Origin of the sequence: Hwanghaeella sp. LZ110, from assembly GCF_048892525.1 — a bacterium.
Lineage (GTDB): Bacteria > Pseudomonadota > Alphaproteobacteria > UBA8366 > Aestuariispiraceae > Pacificispira.
Genome location: NZ_JBLZHT010000001.1, coordinates 432934 through 451812 on the forward strand (window position 1 = coordinate 432934; position 18879 = coordinate 451812).

The 18879-nt window shown below is 53.2% G+C and carries 12 protein-coding genes and 1 tRNA gene; 8 read left to right on the top strand and 5 right to left on the bottom strand.

Translation table 11 applies throughout. The features are described 5' to 3' along the window. Window positions 1–96: 96 nt before the first annotated feature. The 3 genes from leuA to mutY all read right to left on the bottom strand — a co-directional run bounded on the left by leuA (window position 97) and on the right by mutY (window position 4707). Entirely contained in the window at window positions 97–1773 is a 1677-nt protein-coding gene (gene leuA, locus ACOSDM_RS01890; protein WP_420722778.1) for a 2-isopropylmalate synthase, read from the bottom strand. Between the two features lie 427 nt (window positions 1774–2200). After that, window positions 2201–3598 carry a mechanosensitive ion channel family protein gene (locus ACOSDM_RS01895; RefSeq protein WP_420722779.1) on the bottom strand — a complete coding sequence of 466 codons (1398 nt, stop codon included), beginning with the start codon at window positions 3596–3598 and terminating at the stop codon, window positions 2201–2203. Window positions 3599–3636: 38 nt separating this feature from the next. Beyond that, window positions 3637–4707: an A/G-specific adenine glycosylase gene (gene mutY, locus ACOSDM_RS01900; RefSeq protein ID WP_420722781.1), complete on the bottom strand. Its 1071-nt coding sequence runs from the start codon at window positions 4705–4707 to the stop codon at window positions 3637–3639. Window positions 4708–4782: 75 nt separating this feature from the next. Between mutY and ACOSDM_RS01905 the strand changes: the two genes are divergently transcribed. The 8 genes from ACOSDM_RS01905 (at window position 4783) to ACOSDM_RS01940 (ending at window position 14093) form a co-directional block, all read left to right on the top strand. Further along, on the top strand, window positions 4783–5364 hold the full coding sequence (locus ACOSDM_RS01905) for a DUF721 domain-containing protein (RefSeq protein WP_420722783.1): 582 nt from the start codon (window positions 4783–4785) through the stop codon (window positions 5362–5364). 82 nt (window positions 5365–5446) lie between these two features. Further along, window positions 5447–6154 (top strand): DsbA family protein, encoded by a 708-nt coding sequence (locus ACOSDM_RS01910; protein WP_420722784.1) that lies wholly within the window; start codon window positions 5447–5449, stop codon window positions 6152–6154. Window positions 6155–6291: 137 nt separating this feature from the next. After that, entirely contained in the window at window positions 6292–10083 is a 3792-nt protein-coding gene (locus ACOSDM_RS01915; RefSeq protein ID WP_420722785.1) for an AAA family ATPase, read from the top strand. 7 nt (window positions 10084–10090) lie between these two features. Further along, the gene (gene hydA, locus ACOSDM_RS01920; RefSeq protein ID WP_420722786.1) at window positions 10091–11557 is read left to right on the top strand and encodes a dihydropyrimidinase; all 1467 of its coding nucleotides are present in this window, start codon (window positions 10091–10093) and stop codon (window positions 11555–11557) included. A 97-nt stretch (window positions 11558–11654) separates the two neighbouring features. Continuing rightward, window positions 11655–11742, top strand: a tRNA-Ser gene (locus ACOSDM_RS01925). Between the two features lie 155 nt (window positions 11743–11897). Next, window positions 11898–13142: a tyrosine-type recombinase/integrase gene (locus tag ACOSDM_RS01930; RefSeq protein WP_420722787.1), complete on the top strand. Its 1245-nt coding sequence runs from the start codon at window positions 11898–11900 to the stop codon at window positions 13140–13142. Next, a complete protein-coding gene (locus ACOSDM_RS01935; RefSeq protein ID WP_420722788.1) occupies window positions 13139–13810 on the top strand; it encodes a hypothetical protein in 672 nt (223 codons plus the stop codon). Before ACOSDM_RS01930 ends, ACOSDM_RS01935 begins: the two co-directional genes overlap by 4 nt. Window positions 13811–13904: 94 nt before the next feature. Then, a complete protein-coding gene (locus tag ACOSDM_RS01940; protein WP_420722789.1) occupies window positions 13905–14093 on the top strand; it encodes a helix-turn-helix domain-containing protein in 189 nt (62 codons plus the stop codon). Window positions 14094–15893: 1800 nt separating this feature from the next. On the opposite strand, the gene ACOSDM_RS01945 is transcribed toward ACOSDM_RS01940, so the two are convergent. Both ACOSDM_RS01945 and ACOSDM_RS01950 read right to left on the bottom strand, forming a co-directional pair. Then, window positions 15894–16613, bottom strand: a complete 720-nt coding sequence (locus tag ACOSDM_RS01945; protein WP_420722790.1) for an IS6 family transposase — start codon at window positions 16611–16613, stop codon at window positions 15894–15896. A gap of 60 nt (window positions 16614–16673) precedes the next feature. Beyond that, window positions 16674–18593, bottom strand: a complete 1920-nt coding sequence (locus ACOSDM_RS01950; RefSeq protein WP_420722791.1) for a DUF262 domain-containing protein — start codon at window positions 18591–18593, stop codon at window positions 16674–16676. Window positions 18594–18879: the final 286 nt, after the last annotated feature.

Consider the following 18879-nt stretch of genomic DNA (forward strand, 5'->3'; position numbering starts at 1 on the left):
ATCCGGGGTCTAGGGCGGCGGGCATCGTTGGTGCTGGATGCTCGCCTGCCCCGGATCGGATAAGGCTAAACACTACAATATCAACGCAGTGTGGCTCTATGCCATCGCAATCGCCCGGTTCATTGCACAGGTGACAGCCTTCAGAGAGGCGGTGACGATGTTGGGGTGCGACCCAACACCGTATATGCGCTTTCCGGTTCCGGTGCGGGCCTCGACATAGGCAATCGCCTTGGCATTGGCACCCTGACCCATGGCATGTTCGGAATAATCCATGACAGAGATTTCCACCCCGGAATCCGCCGTCAGCGCATTCACATAGGCGTCAATCGGGCCGTTGCCGCGCCCTTTTAGGGATATGTCCTTGCCGTTCTTTTTCACCTTGGCGGTGATTGAGCGAATTTCGGAAGCATGGGTTTCCGCCTTGGTCGTATGGTCCACAAAGGCATAGGGGCTCTGGTTATCCAGATAGGTCTGGCAGAAGCTTTCCCAGATCATCTTTGGTGCCAGTTCTTTGCCGCTTTCATCCGCAATCTTTTGGATCACGGTGGAAAATTCGATCTGCAGATTGCGCGGCATGCGCACCCCGAAATCGCTTTCCAGGATATAGGCGACACCACCCTTGCCCGATTGTGAATTCACCCGGATCACGGCCTCATAGGAAGCGCCAACATCGGCCGGGTCAATGGGCAGATAGGGGACGTCCCAGATGCCGGTATTGGAATTTTCCATTGCCGACAGGCCCTTTTTGATCGCGTCCTGATGGCTGCCGGAAAAGGCGGTGAAGACCAGATCGCCGCCATAGGGGTGGCGCGGATGGACGGGCAACTGGTTGCAATATTCAACAATTTTGCGCATTTCCGGGATGTTGCTGAAATCCAGCATCGGATCGACACCGCTGGCGACCATGTTCACGCCCAGGGTTACGATATCGACATTGCCGGTCCGCTCCCCATTGCCAAACAGGGTGCCTTCGACGCGGTCAGCACCTGCCATTTGGGCAAATTCCGCTGCGACCACGCCCGATCCCCGGTCATTATGGGGATGAACCGACAGGATCAAACTGTCCCGCCGGGTGAAATGGCGATGCATCCATTCAATGGAATCCGCATAGACATTGGGCGGGGCAACTTCCACCGTCGCGGGCAGGTTCAGGATACAGGGCTTCTGGGGCGTTGGTTCCCAGACATCCATCACGGATTCGCAAACTTCCAGCGCGTAATCCAGTTCCGTCTGGGTATAGCTTTCCGGGGAATATTCGAACCGCCAGTCGGTGCCTGGATTTTTCTCTGCATGTTCACGCACCATTTTGGCGCCATCCAGCGCGATCTGTTTCACTCCGGCGCGGTCCTGTTGGAAAACGACGCGACGCTGAATGGTGGAGGTTGAATTATACACATGCACGATGGCTCGGTGGACGCCCTTCAATGATTCAAAGGTCCGTTCAATCAGTTGCGGGCGGGCCTGGGTTAAGACCTGAACGGTCACATCTTCCGGGATCATATCCTGTTCGATCAATTCCCGGGTGAAATCGAAATCTGTTTGAGAGGCGGAGGGAAACCCGATCTCGATCTCTTTGAATCCCATTTCGACCAGCAGTTTGAACATGCGGCGCTTGCGGTCCGGGCCCATTGGCTCGATCAAGGCCTGATTGCCGTCGCGCAGGTCAACCGAACACCAGATCGGGGCCTTGTCGACGACCTTGCTTGGCCATTGTCGGTCGGGCAGGTCGATGCGTTCAAACATGCGATATTTTTCAATGGGCATGTGTTTCATGGTCTGGAACTCCTTATCTTCGTCTATTCGATGCGCGCGACCTCTATTGGGTGGCGCGCCGGGGGCTGAATGAGTTTGCGGCAGGGGTTACGATCGCCGGTGCGCCGCAGGGCAAACCGGGACCGCCGATAAGGCGCTCTAGCAGCAGGCCGTTATGACTTACAGACAGGGTGTTAATCCCGGATTGAGCCGGAATGGAATTTTGTTTCTGGAGATACTTTGAGGTGTTGGAAATCATCACGATGGTCTTCCGGAAAGGGTCAATCAGGCTGTCGGAATTGGGTCAATACAAACCCGTACCCGCGCTCAAATAAGGGCGAGGCCTAGTAGTAGCTCCGGAAGGAGCGAAAGGGTGGTCCGTTTCGTCATCGTGCTGGCACGCTATAGCCGGTTTCGGCGAGGGTCAAGCCTCTTGGTGAAAGGTATTTTAGGTACCATCGCCCCCGTCGTCGCCTTGCTTGGGTTTAGGTTGTCTCTTGCGATCGCTTCCACCATCAAGGCTGGACTCCGTAGACAGATCTTCCTCCCGCGAGGCAGATTCCGCTTCGGATGAGGAGCCCCCTTGATCATCTGCATCCGTCGATGACTGATTGGCTTTGCCAGGCGGCGAGAACAATTCTGGCATAGAGCCAGGAATAGTTTCCAGATACAGGGAACGACTGGGGAAGGCAAAGCCGGTTTCAGCATCCTCAACAATCGCTTTGACGGCATAGGCCAAGTCTTCTTTGACCTTCAAATATTCGCCCCAAACTGTTGTCTTGGTGAAACAATACACCATGAAATCGATGGAACTGTCGTTGAACTTGTCCAGGCGCACAAACAGGGTCGCCTGGTCTGCGGGCACGAAATCAGGACTTTTGACGATGTAATCCTCAATCGCATCGCGAATTTCGCGCAACTGGTCGGTGGTCGTGCGGTATTCAACGCCAATGACCCAATAAATCCGGCGGTGCGTCATGCGGGAGAAATTGGTGACCGCAACGTCTGACAATTGTGCATTCGGAACAAAGACGGGCGCCTTGTCGAACCGCCGTATGAAGGTGGAACGAAAGCCAATTGACTCGACTGTTCCCTCCACAACGCCGTCAACTTGAATCCATTCCCCAATAGAAAATCGCTTTTCAACCAGAATCAAAATTCCGGCGATCAGGTTTTTGAACAGATCCTGTGCGCCCAGCGCAACGGCGACCCCAAACAGTCCCAGACCGGCAATGATAGGGCCGACCTGAATGCCCCAAATTTCCAGCACGGTTGCGGCACCGATTAAGGCGACCAGAACCTTGATCGCCTTGATCAACCATTCGACCATCGCGGATGTGAAGACACGCTCGACCTTTCCCAGGACAAAGGACAACGGGTCAACCATCCTGAACAGGGTCCAGAAAATTATGAAGACAATCAGGGACCGGTTCAGCGATGTCGCCAGTGCTTCTGGTGTGCCGCTGAGGTTAAGATACTCGGTTGCGAAAAACACACCGATGACGGCGGGGACAAAGCGAACCGGTTCGCTGAGCGCCGTTGCTAAGGAATCATCCAGTTTGTTGTCGCTTCGCTGTGCGATTTTTTCGACACGGCGCAAGATAAAGCGGCTGAAGAACTGCCGAAAAATCAGGAATATGATCAATATCCCAAGCGCGATCAGGATATCGCCTAGACTGGTTCCCCCGATCCCATAATTCCATACGTCCTTCACCATGTCCCAATATGCGACCAGTGTTTCTTTGTTCAGGCTATCGATGTTGTCGGATACAACTTCCAGCGCCGAGGTGACCGGATCGCTTTGGGCCAGGATTATGGTGTCTTGAGGTGATGCTGGGGGTGTCACAAGCGGGTCCTCTCAGGGGTGGGGCGGCTATGTGGCGTTTATGGGGCAACCATCAGGGCAGCTTTCGCAACCTTCCGCATTACGGTCGGCAAGGCTACCTGGTCCAAGCGATCAGGCAGGCACCATATACAGTTTTCCGGCACATTGTCATCATTCGCCCAATCTTCTGTTGCTTGGCAGGCATAAACATTCAGTTCCAGATGAAAATGGGTAAAGGTGTGGCGGATTTCACCCACTTTCTGAAAGTTAAATGGTTCCTCTGGCAGGCCGGTCTGGGCAAAATCCGTACTTTCCTGTTCTTTCCAATCTGTGGAAGGGATTTCCATCATCCCCCCCAGCAGACCTGTCTCTGCCCGGCGGCGCAACAGTATGGACCCATCCGGTCGGGTGATCCAAAAGGCGGTTCCGCGGCGCGTAGGCTTTGCTTTCTTAGGCAGTTTCCTTGGCAAGGTGGCAGCACGATCCTTGCCACTGCAGGCGGTAATCAGGGGACATAAGACGCATTTTGGATTGCCCGGCACACAGATGGTTGCACCCAGATCCATCATCGCCTGGGCAAAATCCCCGGGTCGATGGGTCGGCGTCATATCCGATACATGCCGATACAGGATCGGCTTTGACTCGGGCAGGGGTGTGTCAATGTCAAACAGGCGGGTCGTCACCCGCTCAATATTCCCATCCATCACGGATGCTGGTTGATTGAAGGCGATGGCGGCAATGGCGGCTGCTGTGTAGCGACCGATGCCTGGCAGTTCCAGCAGGGCTTCTTCTGTTTGAGGAAACCGGCCATTGAATTGTGTTGCGACCTGTTTGGCACATTTGTGCAGGTTGCGTGCCCGGGCGTAATAGCCAAGACCCGCCCAGGCGGTCAGCACGTCGTCCAGATCCGCCGCTGCCAGATCGCCCACAGTTGGCCACAGCTTTAGAAACTTGCGAAAATAATCCGCCACCGTTGCAACAGTGGTTTGTTGCAGCATGACTTCTGACAGCCAGACATGATACGGGTCCGCCAAATCACCCGGCAGTGACCGCCAGGGCAGGCGGCGCGCATGTCTATCATACCAAGGTAACAGCAGCGGGGCGATATCGGTTTCAGAAAGGTGGCTCATGGCGTTACAGTGTAGTGAGCGCGCGCGGCAAATCCAGCCCCAGACGACAAGATTATACATTTCGGAAAGATCCACATGTCTGACGACGAAACACCAGCCAGACCATCCAATAGCTGGGCCGCTAAGAAGAAGGATGATAGGCGCTATGGCGGCACACGGTCTTTGGCTTCTCTGGTGCCGGGTCTGACGAAGAAGGCTGTGGGTAAGCGGGGCTTCACGGATGCGCGGATTTTAAATGAATGGGATCAGATCGTCGGGGTCGATCTGGCGCGCCATGCGCATCCGGACCGCCTGACTTTTCCCAGGGGACGCCGGGATGCAGGCACGCTGCATATTCGTGCGCTGGGGCCCATGGCGACAGAATTGCAGCATCTGGAGCCGGTGCTGGTATCGCGTATCAATATGCATTTCGGCTATAAGGCGATTTCCGGAATCAAACTGATGCAGGTGCCGCCCACGCGTCTGGCGAACCGCAAGGCCGGGCCCGGCCGGTTAGGGGCCGCGCCCAAACCACCCCAAACGCCGGCTGATCCGGAACGTCTGGCGCAGATGAAACTGGACCTGCAACGGGTTGAGGATCCAGAGCTACGGGCGGTTTTGTTGCGCATCGGGGAGTCGGTGCTGCGCCGGGATGCTGCGAAAAAGACGCAGGAATAATTCACCAAGCCTTGCCATAAGGGTCTTAAATTCATACCTAAGACACATCACTGTCGGACGATTGTTAAAGGGGTTGTCATTCATGAGCATTCTTCAGCATAAAGCCACTGTTCCGGCGATCATTGTCGCCTTGACGGTTATTGTGGGTGGGGTCGCGTTCTTCCGCAGTGGAACAGAGATATCTAGCCTGCCCAATGCCAGCACTGTACAACCCAATGCGCCGCTGATTTCCGAGGCACAAGCTGCTGAATCCCCCTCTGCGCAGAATCAGGCGCTGATTACGCCCCGTATTTTGGGCAATCCCGACGCCCCGGTGACCATTATTGAATATGCGTCCCTGACATGCCCGCATTGTGCGGCCTTTCATCAGGAGACCCTGCCGGAATTGAAGAAAACCTATATCGATACCGGTAAGGTTAAGCTGGAATTTCGTGATTATCCGTTGAATGAAGGGGCGGCGCTTGGTTCTTTGTTGGCCCGCTGTGCCCCTGAAGATCGCTATTTCCCGCTGGTCAACCTGCTGTTCGCACAACAGCCGGCCTGGGGCGGGTCCCAGAACATGCTGGCGGATCTGGCAAAGCTGGGCAGCTTTGCGGGTATGTCGTCCGATAGTATTGAAGCGTGTTTTAACAATCAGGACCTCTATGCGGCGATTGTGAAGCAGCGCAGCTATTGGTCCGAACTGGATGATATCGGCTCAACCCCGACATTCATCATTGATGGAACCAAGATCGTTGGGTCTCAACCGTTCGAAAAGTTTCAAGAAGTGATTGAAGCGGCGCTGAACTGATACCGAATCACGGCGTGATTCCAAGCCCCTTCGGGAACGACTCGACTCTTCCGTCAGAATCCGTATTGCCTAGTACGTTAGGGATGGCATCTCATCCTGATATACTTGCGTGTTTTGGCCAGAACGGACCAGTCTAAGTGCATTTCAAGAAGCTGCGTGTGCACGGTTTCAAGTCTTTCGTTGACCCGGTCGAACTGATGATCGAACCGGGTATAACGGGAGTCGTGGGTCCCAATGGCTGCGGCAAATCCAATGTCATCGAATCGCTGCGCTGGGTGATGGGGGAAGCATCGGCCAAAAGGATGCGCGGTGGCGAGATGGACGACGTCATCTTTGCGGGGTCCTCTACGCGACCACAGCGCAATAATGCTGAAGTCACCGTTTTCATGGACAATGCAGATCGCATTGCGCCTGCAGCCTTCAATGATTCTGATGAAATCGAAATCACCCGACGAATCGACCGAGGGCAGGGATCGACCTATCGCATCAATGGCAAGGAAGTCCGCGCCCGCGACGTGCAATTGCTGTTTGCGGATCTGGCAACGGGCGCGAATTCCACGGCCATTGTCAGTCAGGGTCGCGTTGGCGCACTGATCGGCGCGAAACCGACCGATCGCCGCACCCTGCTGGAAGAAGCCGCAGGCATTCGGGGGCTGCATTCCAGGCGGCATGAGGCGGAATTACGTCTGAAAGCCGCCGAATCGAATTTGGAGCGTCTGGAAGATGTGATCGGGGCATTGGAAACGCAGTTTGGCGGATTGCAGCGCCAGGCCCGCCAGGCCAATCGCTATCGCAAGATTGCCGAACAATTGCGCGCCCAGGAAGCGATTCTATTGCATATCCGCTGGTTGGAGGCAGATCAGACCCTGACCGATGCTCGCGCTGCCCTGGCGGAGGCTGAATCGGTCGTGGCAGAGCGGACACAGGCCGCCGCTCAGGGAGCGTCTTTGCAGACCCATGCCCATGAGGTGATCCCAAAACTGAGAGAAGCCGAGGCGGAAGCTGCCGCACGCCTGCAGGCGCAGGTGATTGCGGAGCGACAGTTGCAGTCTGAGGCCGAACGGGTGGGGGAGCAGATTACGGAACTGCGCGCCCGGTTGGATCAGATCGCGACCGATGCCAGCCGGGAAGAGACCTTGGCCTCTGACGCGGTAGAGGCATTGGCTCGGCTGAAAGAGGAAAAGGAAACGCTGGAGGCCCAGCAGGCAGGCGAGAAGGTAACCACGGACCGATTGCGTCAGGAGCGGGATGAAGCAGATGCAGCCGTTACCGAAAAAGAGCAGGCGCTGGATGAGTTAAACGAGCATGTCGCCGCCGTAGAAGCACAGCGGGCGTCCCTGATCAGACAGGTGGAAGAAGCGACCCGTCGTCTTGCGGCGTTGGATGCGCGCGCTGGTGCGATCTCTCAAGAAACAGAAGAGTTGAACCAGAAGATTGCGCAGGCCGGTGATGTTGAAGCCGCCCGCGCGGCGGTGACACAAGCAGATGCTGCCCTGTCACAGGCGCGCAACGATGCTGAAACCGCCGAAAGCCAGCGCGACGAAGCGGAACAAGCCGCCAAAACTGCACGCGGGGCGTTGGATCAGGCGGACGCTGCGATGCGCGCGGAACTGGATGCCGCCCGCAATGCAGCACGCGACGCCCTTAGTACCGCAGAGCGCACCGCCCGTGACAGTATCAGTCAGGCGGATCGCGCCGGACGCGATGCCGTATCGGCGGCGGAACGCACTGGACGGGAACAGGTGGAGGCCGCGCGCAGTAAGCGGTCCAGCCTGGCGGCAGAAGCCAATGCCTTGCGGGACCTGTTGACTCAGGATGATGACGGGGCCGAGCCGGTTCTGGAACAATTGGATGTAGCCAGCGGCTATGAAACCGCTTTGGGGGCGGCCTTTGGCGATGACCTGGATGCCGCCCTGGATGAGGCCGCTTCGCGCCATTGGATTGATTTGGGTGCCTTGCCAAATGGCGGTCCAGACTTACCCGGTGGCGTGGTGCCACTGTCCAGGCATGTGCGGGCACCAGAGTCTCTGGGGCGGCGGTTAAGCCAGGTTGGCGTTGCCGAAGATGCAGCCATCGCAACCCGTCTGCAGGCGGATTTGGCAGTTGGTCAGCGCCTTGTGACGCAAGACGGCGGGCTATGGCGTTGGGATGGATTGCGCATTCGCCCGGGCACCGCGACGGCGGCGGCAAAGCGTTTGGAATATCGAAACCGTCTGGCGGTCGTCGAAGACGCATTGCAGGCCGCAGAGAAGACCTTGGCTGGTGCGACCGAAGCCGCTGAGCAAGCCCTTTTAGCTACCCGCGCGCAGGCAGAGGCGGATCAGGCCAAGGCGCATGAAGCCGCCGACGCACTGATTGCAGAAGCCCGCAGCGCCAATGAGGCGGCCCTGTCGGATGCAGAAGCGAAAGCGCATGGACGCCTGGACGATTTACGCAAAGCCTCTGAGGTTGCGGCTGATGCCCTCTCGCAGGCCTCAATGCGCGCGACACAGGCCCGTCAGGATCAGCAGGCCGCCTATGATCAGGTCGGTCAGGCCCGCGCCACCCTGACCCGGTTGGAACAGCAGGTTTCAGACAGCCGCAACCGTCTGTCTGCACTGGTTGAAGAATCCGCCCGGTTGGAGGCGGATAAAGTCGAGGCTCAGGATCGTTTGGCGTCTTCGCAACAGGCACAGAAAGTGCTGGAGGATGCAGGCGCCCTTCGAGAGCGCCTCAGCCGTCTGCGCACTACGGTTGCCGAGTTGCGCGCCCGTCAGGTTGAAAAACGCTCTGCCTTTGATCAGTTAGAGCGCGATGCCAGGGCGCGGGGGGATCGCCTTGCTGCCATCTCTGCGGAAATGCAGTCCTGGACCAGCCGGTCCGAAGGGGCGACCCGACGCATGGCCGATTTGGAACAGCGTCGACTGGCAGCCGGGCGCGATTTGACTGCTATGGAGGCCCGACCGGCAGAGATTGAGGAGAAGCTTGGTTTCCTGCGCGACACGATTGCAAAATGTGAAGCAGAGCGTCAGGCCGCGGCGGATAAATTGGCCGAAGCAGAGAATGCCCAACGCGATATGGATTTTGCCCTGCGACAGGCAGAAACAGCCCTGGCTGCCGCCCGCGAGGCCCGTGTCCGGCGTGAAGCGGCAGTGGAGCAGGCGATGCAGACCGTTGCCAGCCTGACCGAACGGGTGCGCGAGAAACTGGACTGCACCCCGGAAGAGGCCCTGACACAATCCGGCCTGGAATCGGATGCGACCCTGCCGCCCCAGGATGATGTGGAACGCCGAATAGAGCGCCTGGCGCGAGAGCGCGACGCCATCGGCCCGGTCAATCTGCGCGCAGAGCAGGAAGCGGCAGAACTGGAAGAACAGATCGCCTCCATGCAGGTGGAACGCGATGACCTGATCGCCGCCATCGCCCGTCTGCGCCAGGGCATCAATGCTTTAAACCGCGAGGGCCGGGAGCGTCTGTTAAAGGCCTTCGATGAAGTGAATACACATTTCCGGGACCTGTTCGTAACCCTGTTTGGGGGCGGTGAGGCGCATCTGAAGCTAACCGAATCCGATGATCCGCTTGAGGCAGGTCTGGAAATCATGGCCAGCCCGCCGGGTAAGAAAATGCAAATCCTGTCGCTGCTGTCAGGGGGGGAGCAGGCACTGACCGCACTCGCCCTGTTGTTTGGGGTGTTCCTAACCAACCCCGCCCCGATCTGTGTGCTGGACGAGGTGGATGCACCGCTGGATGACAGCAATGTGGATCGCTTTTGTAAGATGCTGGATCAGATCACAAGCGCAGGTTCCACACGCTTTCTGGTCGTCACCCATCACCGTATGACCATGGCTCGTATGGACCGCCTGTTTGGTGTGACCATGGCAGAGCGGGGCGTATCACAATTGGTGTCCGTCGATCTGCGTCAGGCAGAGCGCATGAAAGAGGCTGGTTAATCCCATCATGGTCAACTTTGATCTGGTCCTTCGAAACGGCACCTGCGCCACCGCCAGTGACACTTTTCAGGCAGATATTGGGATTCAGGACGGGCGGATTGCGGCAATTGGCGAAAGCCTGTCCGATGGGGCGCGAGAGATCGATGCAACGGGCAGATTGATCCTGCCCGGCGGGGTCGACAGCCATTGTCATCTGGCCCAGGAAACTGTGGATGGCGTCGAATGCGCTGATGATTTTGAAAGTGGCACGCGGTCGGCAGCCTTTGGCGGCACCACGACCGTGATGCCCTTCGCCATGCAGCAGCCCGGCAAGACCCTGGGCGAAACCGTTGCCGCCTATCACGCATTGGCTGGCCCCAAGGCGATCATCGACTATGGCTTTCACCTGATCCTGCGCGATCCCAATCCACAGGTTCTTGGTCAGGAATTACCGGCGATGATCGAACAGGGGATTACGTCCTTCAAGGTCTATATGACCTATGACACGTTCAAGCTGGATGATTATGAATTATTGACTGTGTTATCGGCCGCGCGCACCCTTGGCGCCATGATGATGGTACATGCGGAAAACGATGACATCATCCGCTGGCTCAGCGAGAAACTGACGACAGGCGGACATCGCGCCCCGAAATATCACGCCATCGCCCATGCTCGCATCGCAGAGAGCGAGGCGACCCGGCGGGCCATCGACCTGGCGTCCCTGACCGATACGCCCATGTTGATTGTCCATGTTTCGGACGAGGCCGCGACCAGCGCGATCCGGTCGGCTCAAACCGCAGGGTTGAAGATCTTTGGGGAAACCTGCCCGCAATATCTGTTCCTGACCGCGGCTGATCTGGACCGCGACGGATTGGAGGGGGCGAAATACTGCTGCAGCCCGCCGCCGAGGGATTCTGCCGGGCAGGAGGCAATCTGGCGCGGGTTGAAGAATGGCACGTTTCAGGTTTTCTCGTCTGATCATGCACCCTATCGCTTCGACCAGACGGGCAAGCTGCGTTATGGCATGGATGCCAGCTTCACCCAGCTTGCCAATGGCGTGCCGGGCCTGGAATTGCGCCTGCCGCTGCTCTTCTCTGAAGGGGTGGGCAAGGGTCGGCTTAGCCTTAACGAATTCGTCGCCCTGACCGCCACCAATGCGGCAAAGCTCTATGGCTTGCATCCGCGAAAGGGCACAATCGCGGTCGGGGCTGATGCGGATCTGGCGATCTGGGACCCCAATAAAAAAGTCACCGTCCAGTATGAGACGATGATCCACGATGATGTCGGATTTACGCCCTATGAGGGACGGCACCTGACCGGCTGGCCAGAGACGGTGTTGAGCCGGGGGCGGGTGGTCATTGAAAATGCGACTCTGTGCGCCCAGCCGGGGTCGGGCCTGTTTCTGGACTGTGCCAAACCGGATTCGGCCATCCCTACAGGGCGCCTGCATCCTGAAGCCAATCCTGCAGAAAATGGCGGTGCCCGGCTTATATGACAAAGTGATTGCAGATCACAGCCCATATCGCATTGACAAGCCCCCCTCCAACCCGCTATCTCCCGCTGCGCTGATCGATCCAGTCGATCCCAAATGCGGAGGGATGGCAGAGCGGTAATGCAGCGGATTGCTAATCCGTCAACCTGATAAGGGTTGCGGGGGTTCGAGTCCCCCTCCCTCCGCCACTATCCTGTTCATGATAGTTCGTATGCATCCGAAAAAATCCCTGAAACACTAGGATCTTAGGGATTTACCTGTTCGGTTCTGTGCGCTTGTGTTCGCTCGGAACCCCGTATAGTCTATGGGTAGAAATATGGGTAAGTTATGAATGGTGCTTTAGATGGCTCGCGCGACCAATCGGCTTTCGGCACGGGGTGTAATCTCAATCACGAAGCCTGGGCTGCATGCAGATGGCAATGGCTTATACCTGCAGGTTTCTAAAGCAGGCTCAAAATCCTGGTTATTCAAATTTTCTAGCGGCGGAAAAACCCGCGAAATGGGCCTTGGTTCCTTAACAACCATCTCACTTTCAGATGCCAGGCGTGCAGCAGAGCAATCTCGCAAGTTGGTCTACGAGGGGATTGATCCCATTGAGGCGCGAAGGGCGACAAAGGCCGCAAGAGATTTATCTACGATCAAGGTTCATACATTTCAGGAATGCGCGGATCGTTTGATGCGATCGAAAGGCGATGAGTGGGAAAATCTAAAACACTCAAAACAGTGGCAATCAACTCTCGAAACCTACGCGTATCCGGTTATGGGAAAGTTGTCGGTTCGAGATATTGATGTCGGCTTGGTCCTGGAAGTACTGGAGCCGATCTGGACAACTAAGCCTGAGACGGCGAGCCGGGTACGTGGCCGCATTGAGGCCGTGTTAGACTGGGCACGTGCCCGGAACTGGCGCGAAGGGGAGAACCCTGCACGATGGAAAGGACATCTTGATAAGCTGCTCTCCAAACGCAAAAACCGTTCAGTCCAAAACTTAGCAGCATTGTCTTACGATAAAATTGGAAGTTTTGTGGGTGACTTGAGAGGTCAGGATGGTATCTCTGCCCGTGGTTTAGAGTTCCTGATTCTGACAGCGGCGCGAACTGGTGAGGTTATTGGGGCTAGATGGGAAGAGATTGATGCTGCAAATAGTATCTGGACTATCCCAGCTGATCGCATGAAAGCGGGTAAGGAGCATCGTGTCCCATTATCCGAGTCGGCACAGGCGATCCTCAATGGTATGCGATCAGTCCGCCAATCTGATTTCATTTTCCCTGGAGGACGAACAGGTCGCCCCCTAAGCAATATGGCCTTTCTGACGCTTTTGAAACGCATGGGGCGTAATGAGATTACGGTGCATGGGTTCCGAAGCACATTCCGGGACTGGGTCGCAGAGCGCACAGCCTATCCCAGTGACGTTGCTGAAATGGCTCTGGCTCATTCAATTCCCTCCCGGGTCGAGGCGGCCTATCGACGGGGTGACTTGTTCGAGAAGCGGCGGGCTCTAATGGAGGAATGGGAAAGGTTTATCGCGACACCATCTGTGGACGCTGAAAGCTATATCATTCCTATTCGGGCAGGGTTCAGCCCATCATGACCAAAGATCCGAACCAGATTAGACAAGATACTGCGATTGAGAAAGCAGCGGTGATAATTGGAAAGGCTCGTAAACATGAGCTCTCCCAGATCGAGGTGAAAGAACTGACTTCCAAAATTGAGTCTATATTTTTATCGACTGGTCTGCTTGAGCCATCCGATGAGTATGGAAAGGCGTTCTTTGAGTTTTCACGTGAAGTTTCCACTCCAGCAGACTTAGTCAAACAAGCGGATTATGTATTAGAGAGCATTCCTATAATCCAGGAGGCGATCAAGAACCCTGCGTTCAAGGGTGGACTAAACATGGTATTGCGGTCCAAGCGAGAACGAAGTCTCGATTTTGAAGAGAGAAAGCGTGTTAAACTAATCCTTGAAGCTCTTCAAAGTTCGGCAGAAAAGGTAAAGCTGTCTAACTTGCCTAAAGCAAAAAAGCGGGGCGCTCCTCAAGATAGTACTAGATACACAACTATATGGTTTCTTGCGAATCTGTACGCGGATTGGATCGGTTTTTCCGGTCCTATTGAGGATCTTCCCTACACCGCTGACGCTCGTTTCATCAAGTTTCTCGAAGTCTCATTTTTGGCATTTCAACCGTCCCGGCCAATAAGTCGAGCTAGTCTTTCGCAGGCATGGAAACGTTGTCGCGAAACAGAACTTAACGGACGGTAATATAAATCGGCAGAATTAGTGGATTTTTATCACCTTTTTAGGGAACCGCCGTTGCCCGATAGTGCTCGCGATCAACCGAAAGGAGACGTGAGACGTGAGCAACCAGCCATCCCTAGTTTCTGTAAGAGACGCAGCCCATCGCTTGGGGATAGGGCGAACACGTTTCTATGAGCTGCTCAATTGTGGCGAAATAGAATCTGTTCACCTTGGAAGCCGCCGCCTCATTCTCTGTTCAAGTATCGATCAGTTTATCGAGCGTCTCCGTCAACACGGAGAGGTTTGAAGGTATCATCGGTTTGGGCGGTAGATTTAAGACGCTGGCGAACCGGTTGATGGATGAGGATACCAGGGGAAGCGACCAAAACCTCAAGCGTGGCCCTAAAGGTGCGAGCGCGGTCGCCAGCAGTTAGTCTTGCTGTTGTAAGTTGGCACCGACTGCGCTGCGAAGCTACGGTTATCCGGCGACAGCGCAGCCTCCAAAGCGACGGATGGCTCCGACGGACATAGTCTAATGAGCGGTCAGTATGCCTAAGAGATGGGGACATCCCGACTTTCCATTCGTGGAATGTCGGGGTGTCTCCCTATCCACCTCACTCTGGATTCACCAACGGACATTCCCTAGTAACTAAGAGATAACAAGAGATACTTCCTGAAAAAAAGAAGATCCACCGCACGCGGGTTGGTCCGGAGGAAAATCAGGTGGACACAATTAAACAGCAACAGGTGTTTTCGAATGGAATCTAAAATTTGCCGCAACTGCTTTTCGCCTTTTGTCCCTAAGCATCGGCATGGCAAACCACAGGTCTTCTGCAAAACATCTTGTGCCACGGCTTATGATAAAAATTGTCGCCAAATTGGAAGGATTGTTTCAGAGGAATTTAGTGCCTATGGTCTCTGCTGTAATGACCCTGAACAAATCTGCAGATTTGTTAGAGATGCTCTTGAAGCTAATTATGAGAGACAGGGGCCAATAAAATGTCACCACCATCCTATGAGTTCCAAAGAGCCTGAAGGCGAAGAGTTTTTGAACTAAGCGGATTGGCCTGCATTCAAATATTTTCGTAGATGCCTTTTTTGACGTCCGAAGTGTCCGATTTGCGCGCCGGTCTCCTGTCTAGGAAAGCAGGGATTTCGAGTGTCTCTTTGTCACCTTTATCCTTCAGCTCCCCCCATCTTTTTTCTGTTCGTTGTTGGTTGTTGGTTGTTGGTTGATGGTTGATGGTTCGCGCGCGAGGGCGCTTTTTGGTTTTTCTTTCTGTAAACCAACGGAAAAACCATCTGGTTTTGCTAAGCCTTTGTTTTCTTTAGAAGGGCGTCCCCTTTATTGCCGTTGTGCTGCAAGGTTGCCATACGTGAACTACTTCTGTCTAACTCACGAAGGCAGCGTGAAACATACAGCATCGGACCTTCATCGGCATCTGATCGGGCATCCATCGACTCTTTTATGCGTACTTTTTTCTTGTTGATAAGCTGTTGGATGATCCTTTGGACCGATTTGTATGGCGTGCCGGGCATCATGTTTGTGATCGACTTCACATCATACGGGACCATATCGCCGCGCGAATAGATCTGCGCACAGATCATCCAATACTTACAAATTTTAAAAGGCTTTATGTTAACGTATTGAGCGACGTTGGATTCATTATCAATTTAGTTAAAAAATACTGAACTAGCCGTCTATCCCTGTGCCGATATCTGATGGGCATAGATGCCCGATGGCATAAGCTTCAAGAAGCGCACGCTGTCTCGCATTGCTTAAGACGAGGGAACGAAACTTGTAACCTCCTCGAAGCTTTGATCCATCCCCTTTCAGGTGCTGCATGGAAAATGAAGACTTTGTCGCAAGACGCTGAGCAAGGCGTTTATGGACCCCCATCTTAGCGTAAGGCGTGCTGCCAACGTGAAGAACCAAATTCTCCGGGCTGTAAATTACGTAGACGCCTCGTTCTGGTGGGGCATTTAAAGGTATTCGATGTTTTGGAAACTCCCTCAATTGAGCTTCAAGCAACTGTTTGAATAACCTGTCAATGGATGCTGTCAGACGAATTCGAACTCGTCTCAGTTTGCCGATAGATAGAACGATTTATGCAGCAGCGAGCTGCTGCCATTCGATCAGCGCAGCTTTGAGTTTTGTTTTGAAATCGTCTCTTTGGATCAGATGGCGTTGATGGTTGAAGTGATTGCAAACGGAAGCATGAATGGCGGTGAATTTCTGTAAGGTCCGTTCCAGCCTGCACCTCGACATGGCCCGCTCTCTTCGTCGAAAAGAGAGATGAGAGTGCTCAGCCCGATTGTTCAACCATCGGCCTGTTTCCTGATTGGTCGCATTACCGATCACATTCATTGCGGCTCGATATGAGCGCAAATGGTCTATGACGATGATCCTTGGCGCACTGTATCGTTTCATCGCTCGCTTTAGAAAATCCAGGGCAGCTCTGCGATCCCGTCGTTTTGTTACAAAGGATTCCAGAACTTCACCTTCATGATCAACAGCGCGCCAAAGATAGCGAGTTTCGCCATTGATCCGCACGAATACTTCGTCGAGATGCCAACGCCAGTTCGAATATTCGTGGGAATAAGTACGTCGATTGCGGATTTCATGAGCAAGTATCGGCCCGAACTGGTTCCACCAAAACCGCACAGTTTCGTGGCAGATATCGATGCCACGTTCATGCAGGAGATCTTCCACATTTCGAAGTGATAGAGGGAACCTGACATACATCATCACCGCCAATCGGATGACTTCGAGAGACGTCTTGAAGTAGCGAAATGGATTGTGGTTTAAAGTTAGGGGAGGGCGCATTCTCGGTCAAAGGCGATTTTCCTCTGACAGTGCCGTTCATTTGTTCATTAGAAAAAACCGTTATGGATCATCATTGTCTGTTTCATGGTCAAAGCGGTATTGATCACAGAGTAATGTGACCATCTTCGAATTTCGTGATTCTATGCTTTCCTTTGACCAATTCAAAATGTTTGATAATGACTTTGTGCCGTCGGTCGTTTCAAAATCTAAACTGTTTAAATAGAGGCCATTTTTGTATCCAATATTAATTTTGTGACCTGCAGCAGTAACCTCCGTTTTTGATTGTTTGCGGTGAAAATCTTGGTTGGATAGACGAGAGTTGTATCCAGACAGTGTTAAGTTCCCTAAGCTATGCACGCAATCTTCTTGAATTTCTTTTGCGAGAGCAGCATCTCCGCCTGCAATCATATCTACCCAATGATCGGGGATATTTTCACCCTGCGGGAATATGTGCTCGACGGTCCAAATATATTGCCCTTTATTATTGTGAGCACGAAAATCAGGCTGGTATTCTCTGTTATGAGCTCGCTCACTCAGTTTTACGAGTACATACCGGGCCATTTGTTTGTTGTAATAAAATAGGTTGTTGGCGAGGGACTCCTTGAAGGTGTTGAGAGATGCCGGTTCACCTCGGCCTTTGCAATAGGAGGTGATAAGAAAATCAAGATCAATTGGTTGTTTGGTTTTTACACGTTCTTCACAAGCCTCAATAACATCAATCTGTAGTTGATCTAAGTCTCGAGTGCTTGGAGTGTCTGTTATATTTCTTCTGACAAAATATTTTTGTAAAAAATTAATGATTGTTAAAAGCGTACCTTCCGTAGCAAAGTTTTCATCTTTAAGAGTCATCAGGTACATTAATAATGCATTAGATGGTACCGCTCCAACACGGTTTAAACCAACTAATGCCTTTCCTAACGAGGTGCTTTCATCTGGCTGTATGAGGCTTCCATAAATTTTAGCCTTGGCAGTTAACTCGTCGAAAATAAACTGAGCATTTTTATCGATAATTTTCTCATAAATAGCAATCAAAGTGGATGATGTGGCTTTAGATGTGAACGACGGTTGGCCAATACCTTTTTCGTGTTTGAAGGCATTATAAAATTGTCTCAAAAACCGATCTTCGACGTCTTCGATGTGTTCAAGCATTTCCTGCCATAGTTCGTATGCATCATCGATAGAAATCTTATGCTGACGTTCCATTTCGGCCAGCATTTTATTTTTGATAATATCCACAGCCGTTAACGGGACACCACGGTTGTTTAATGTCTCAAATAATCGAAAAGCGTTTGAATGGGAATCTACAGATATGTGAACCAATTGTAATTGGTTGATTTTATCTGCCATTAGCAGCAAAGCATCAATACTGTCAGGTAATCGGTCCAGAAAATACCGATACGCCTTGGCCATCAATCGATTACCAAAATGGCTGGGGCATTTGATTTCTTCTGTTAGTACGCCACACTCGGAAAGAATATACAGATAGTCATCTAAGTTGCGATTTTGACTTGAAGGCTGGACCCTAAGCAAAACAGCTGTCCTTCCTAATTTTATGGACCCCCGCTGGTCTGCAACATCCGATTTTATTTTTCGAATAATTTGAAGGCCAATGCCGCGACGCTTTGCCTTGATTTCATCTAACTCGTCATTGTCATAATCATCATTCGCTTCGATCAGAACTGAGCAATCGTTTAGCTTTTGGAATAGTCCCGCCAAAATCAAAGACAAGGTTGTCATTCTTTGTTGGCCGTCTATGAGCTCGTAAATTCGGTCATGACCAGGTCCGCGATTATTGTTTTCATCTACGCAAATAATAGATCCTATAAAGTGGCCAGGATCGTTTTCATCTATGTCATCATAAATCTGTGTCCAGTTGTTTTGTCGCCAACTGTAAGCACGTTGATATTTTGGAACGTGATAGTGTTCATTGCCATTGTCAGACTGAATGATTTTTGAGAACGTTTCTTGAGAAGCTTGCATTTGAGAGGCCTTGTTTTATCGATTTCTAGATTGCGTAGATATCCACGAAACTAATGTTGCGGCATCGTCAGATTAAAAACTCAGTTCGTCTTTCCCCGTCACCTTTCGGGGGTTTTAGTGCGCAATACTATATTTTGCCTAGCTTTGACCGGGCAGCTGCGGGCGACGAAGCGGACTCAACAACGCAAAAATTCTAGCAGATGAATTTAGTCTAACAATGCCCCTCGTTAAGCTTTAAAGCCTTTGGTCTGGGAACACTTTTCTGGCAAAATTCTCAGTTAGTGCG

Excerpts from the sequence above, each read along its gene's own strand:
- mutY (WP_420722781.1), bottom strand. The coding sequence starts at position 4,707 with ATGAGCCACCTTTCTGAAACCGATATCGCCCCGCTGCTGTTACCTTGG.
- ACOSDM_RS01945 (WP_420722790.1), bottom strand. The coding sequence starts at position 16,613 with ATGCGCCCTCCCCTAACTTTAAACCACAATCCATTTCGCTACTTCAAG.
- hydA (WP_420722786.1), top strand. The coding sequence starts at position 10,091 with ATGGTCAACTTTGATCTGGTCCTTCGAAACGGCACCTGCGCCACCGCC.
- ACOSDM_RS01950 (WP_420722791.1), bottom strand. The coding sequence starts at position 18,593 with ATGCAAGCTTCTCAAGAAACGTTCTCAAAAATCATTCAGTCTGACAAT.
- ACOSDM_RS01935 (WP_420722788.1), top strand. The coding sequence starts at position 13,139 with ATGACCAAAGATCCGAACCAGATTAGACAAGATACTGCGATTGAGAAA.
- ACOSDM_RS01910 (WP_420722784.1), top strand. The coding sequence starts at position 5,447 with ATGAGCATTCTTCAGCATAAAGCCACTGTTCCGGCGATCATTGTCGCC.
- ACOSDM_RS01930 (WP_420722787.1), top strand. The coding sequence starts at position 11,898 with ATGGCTCGCGCGACCAATCGGCTTTCGGCACGGGGTGTAATCTCAATC.
- ACOSDM_RS01905 (WP_420722783.1), top strand. The coding sequence starts at position 4,783 with ATGTCTGACGACGAAACACCAGCCAGACCATCCAATAGCTGGGCCGCT.
- leuA (WP_420722778.1), bottom strand. The coding sequence starts at position 1,773 with ATGAAACACATGCCCATTGAAAAATATCGCATGTTTGAACGCATCGAC.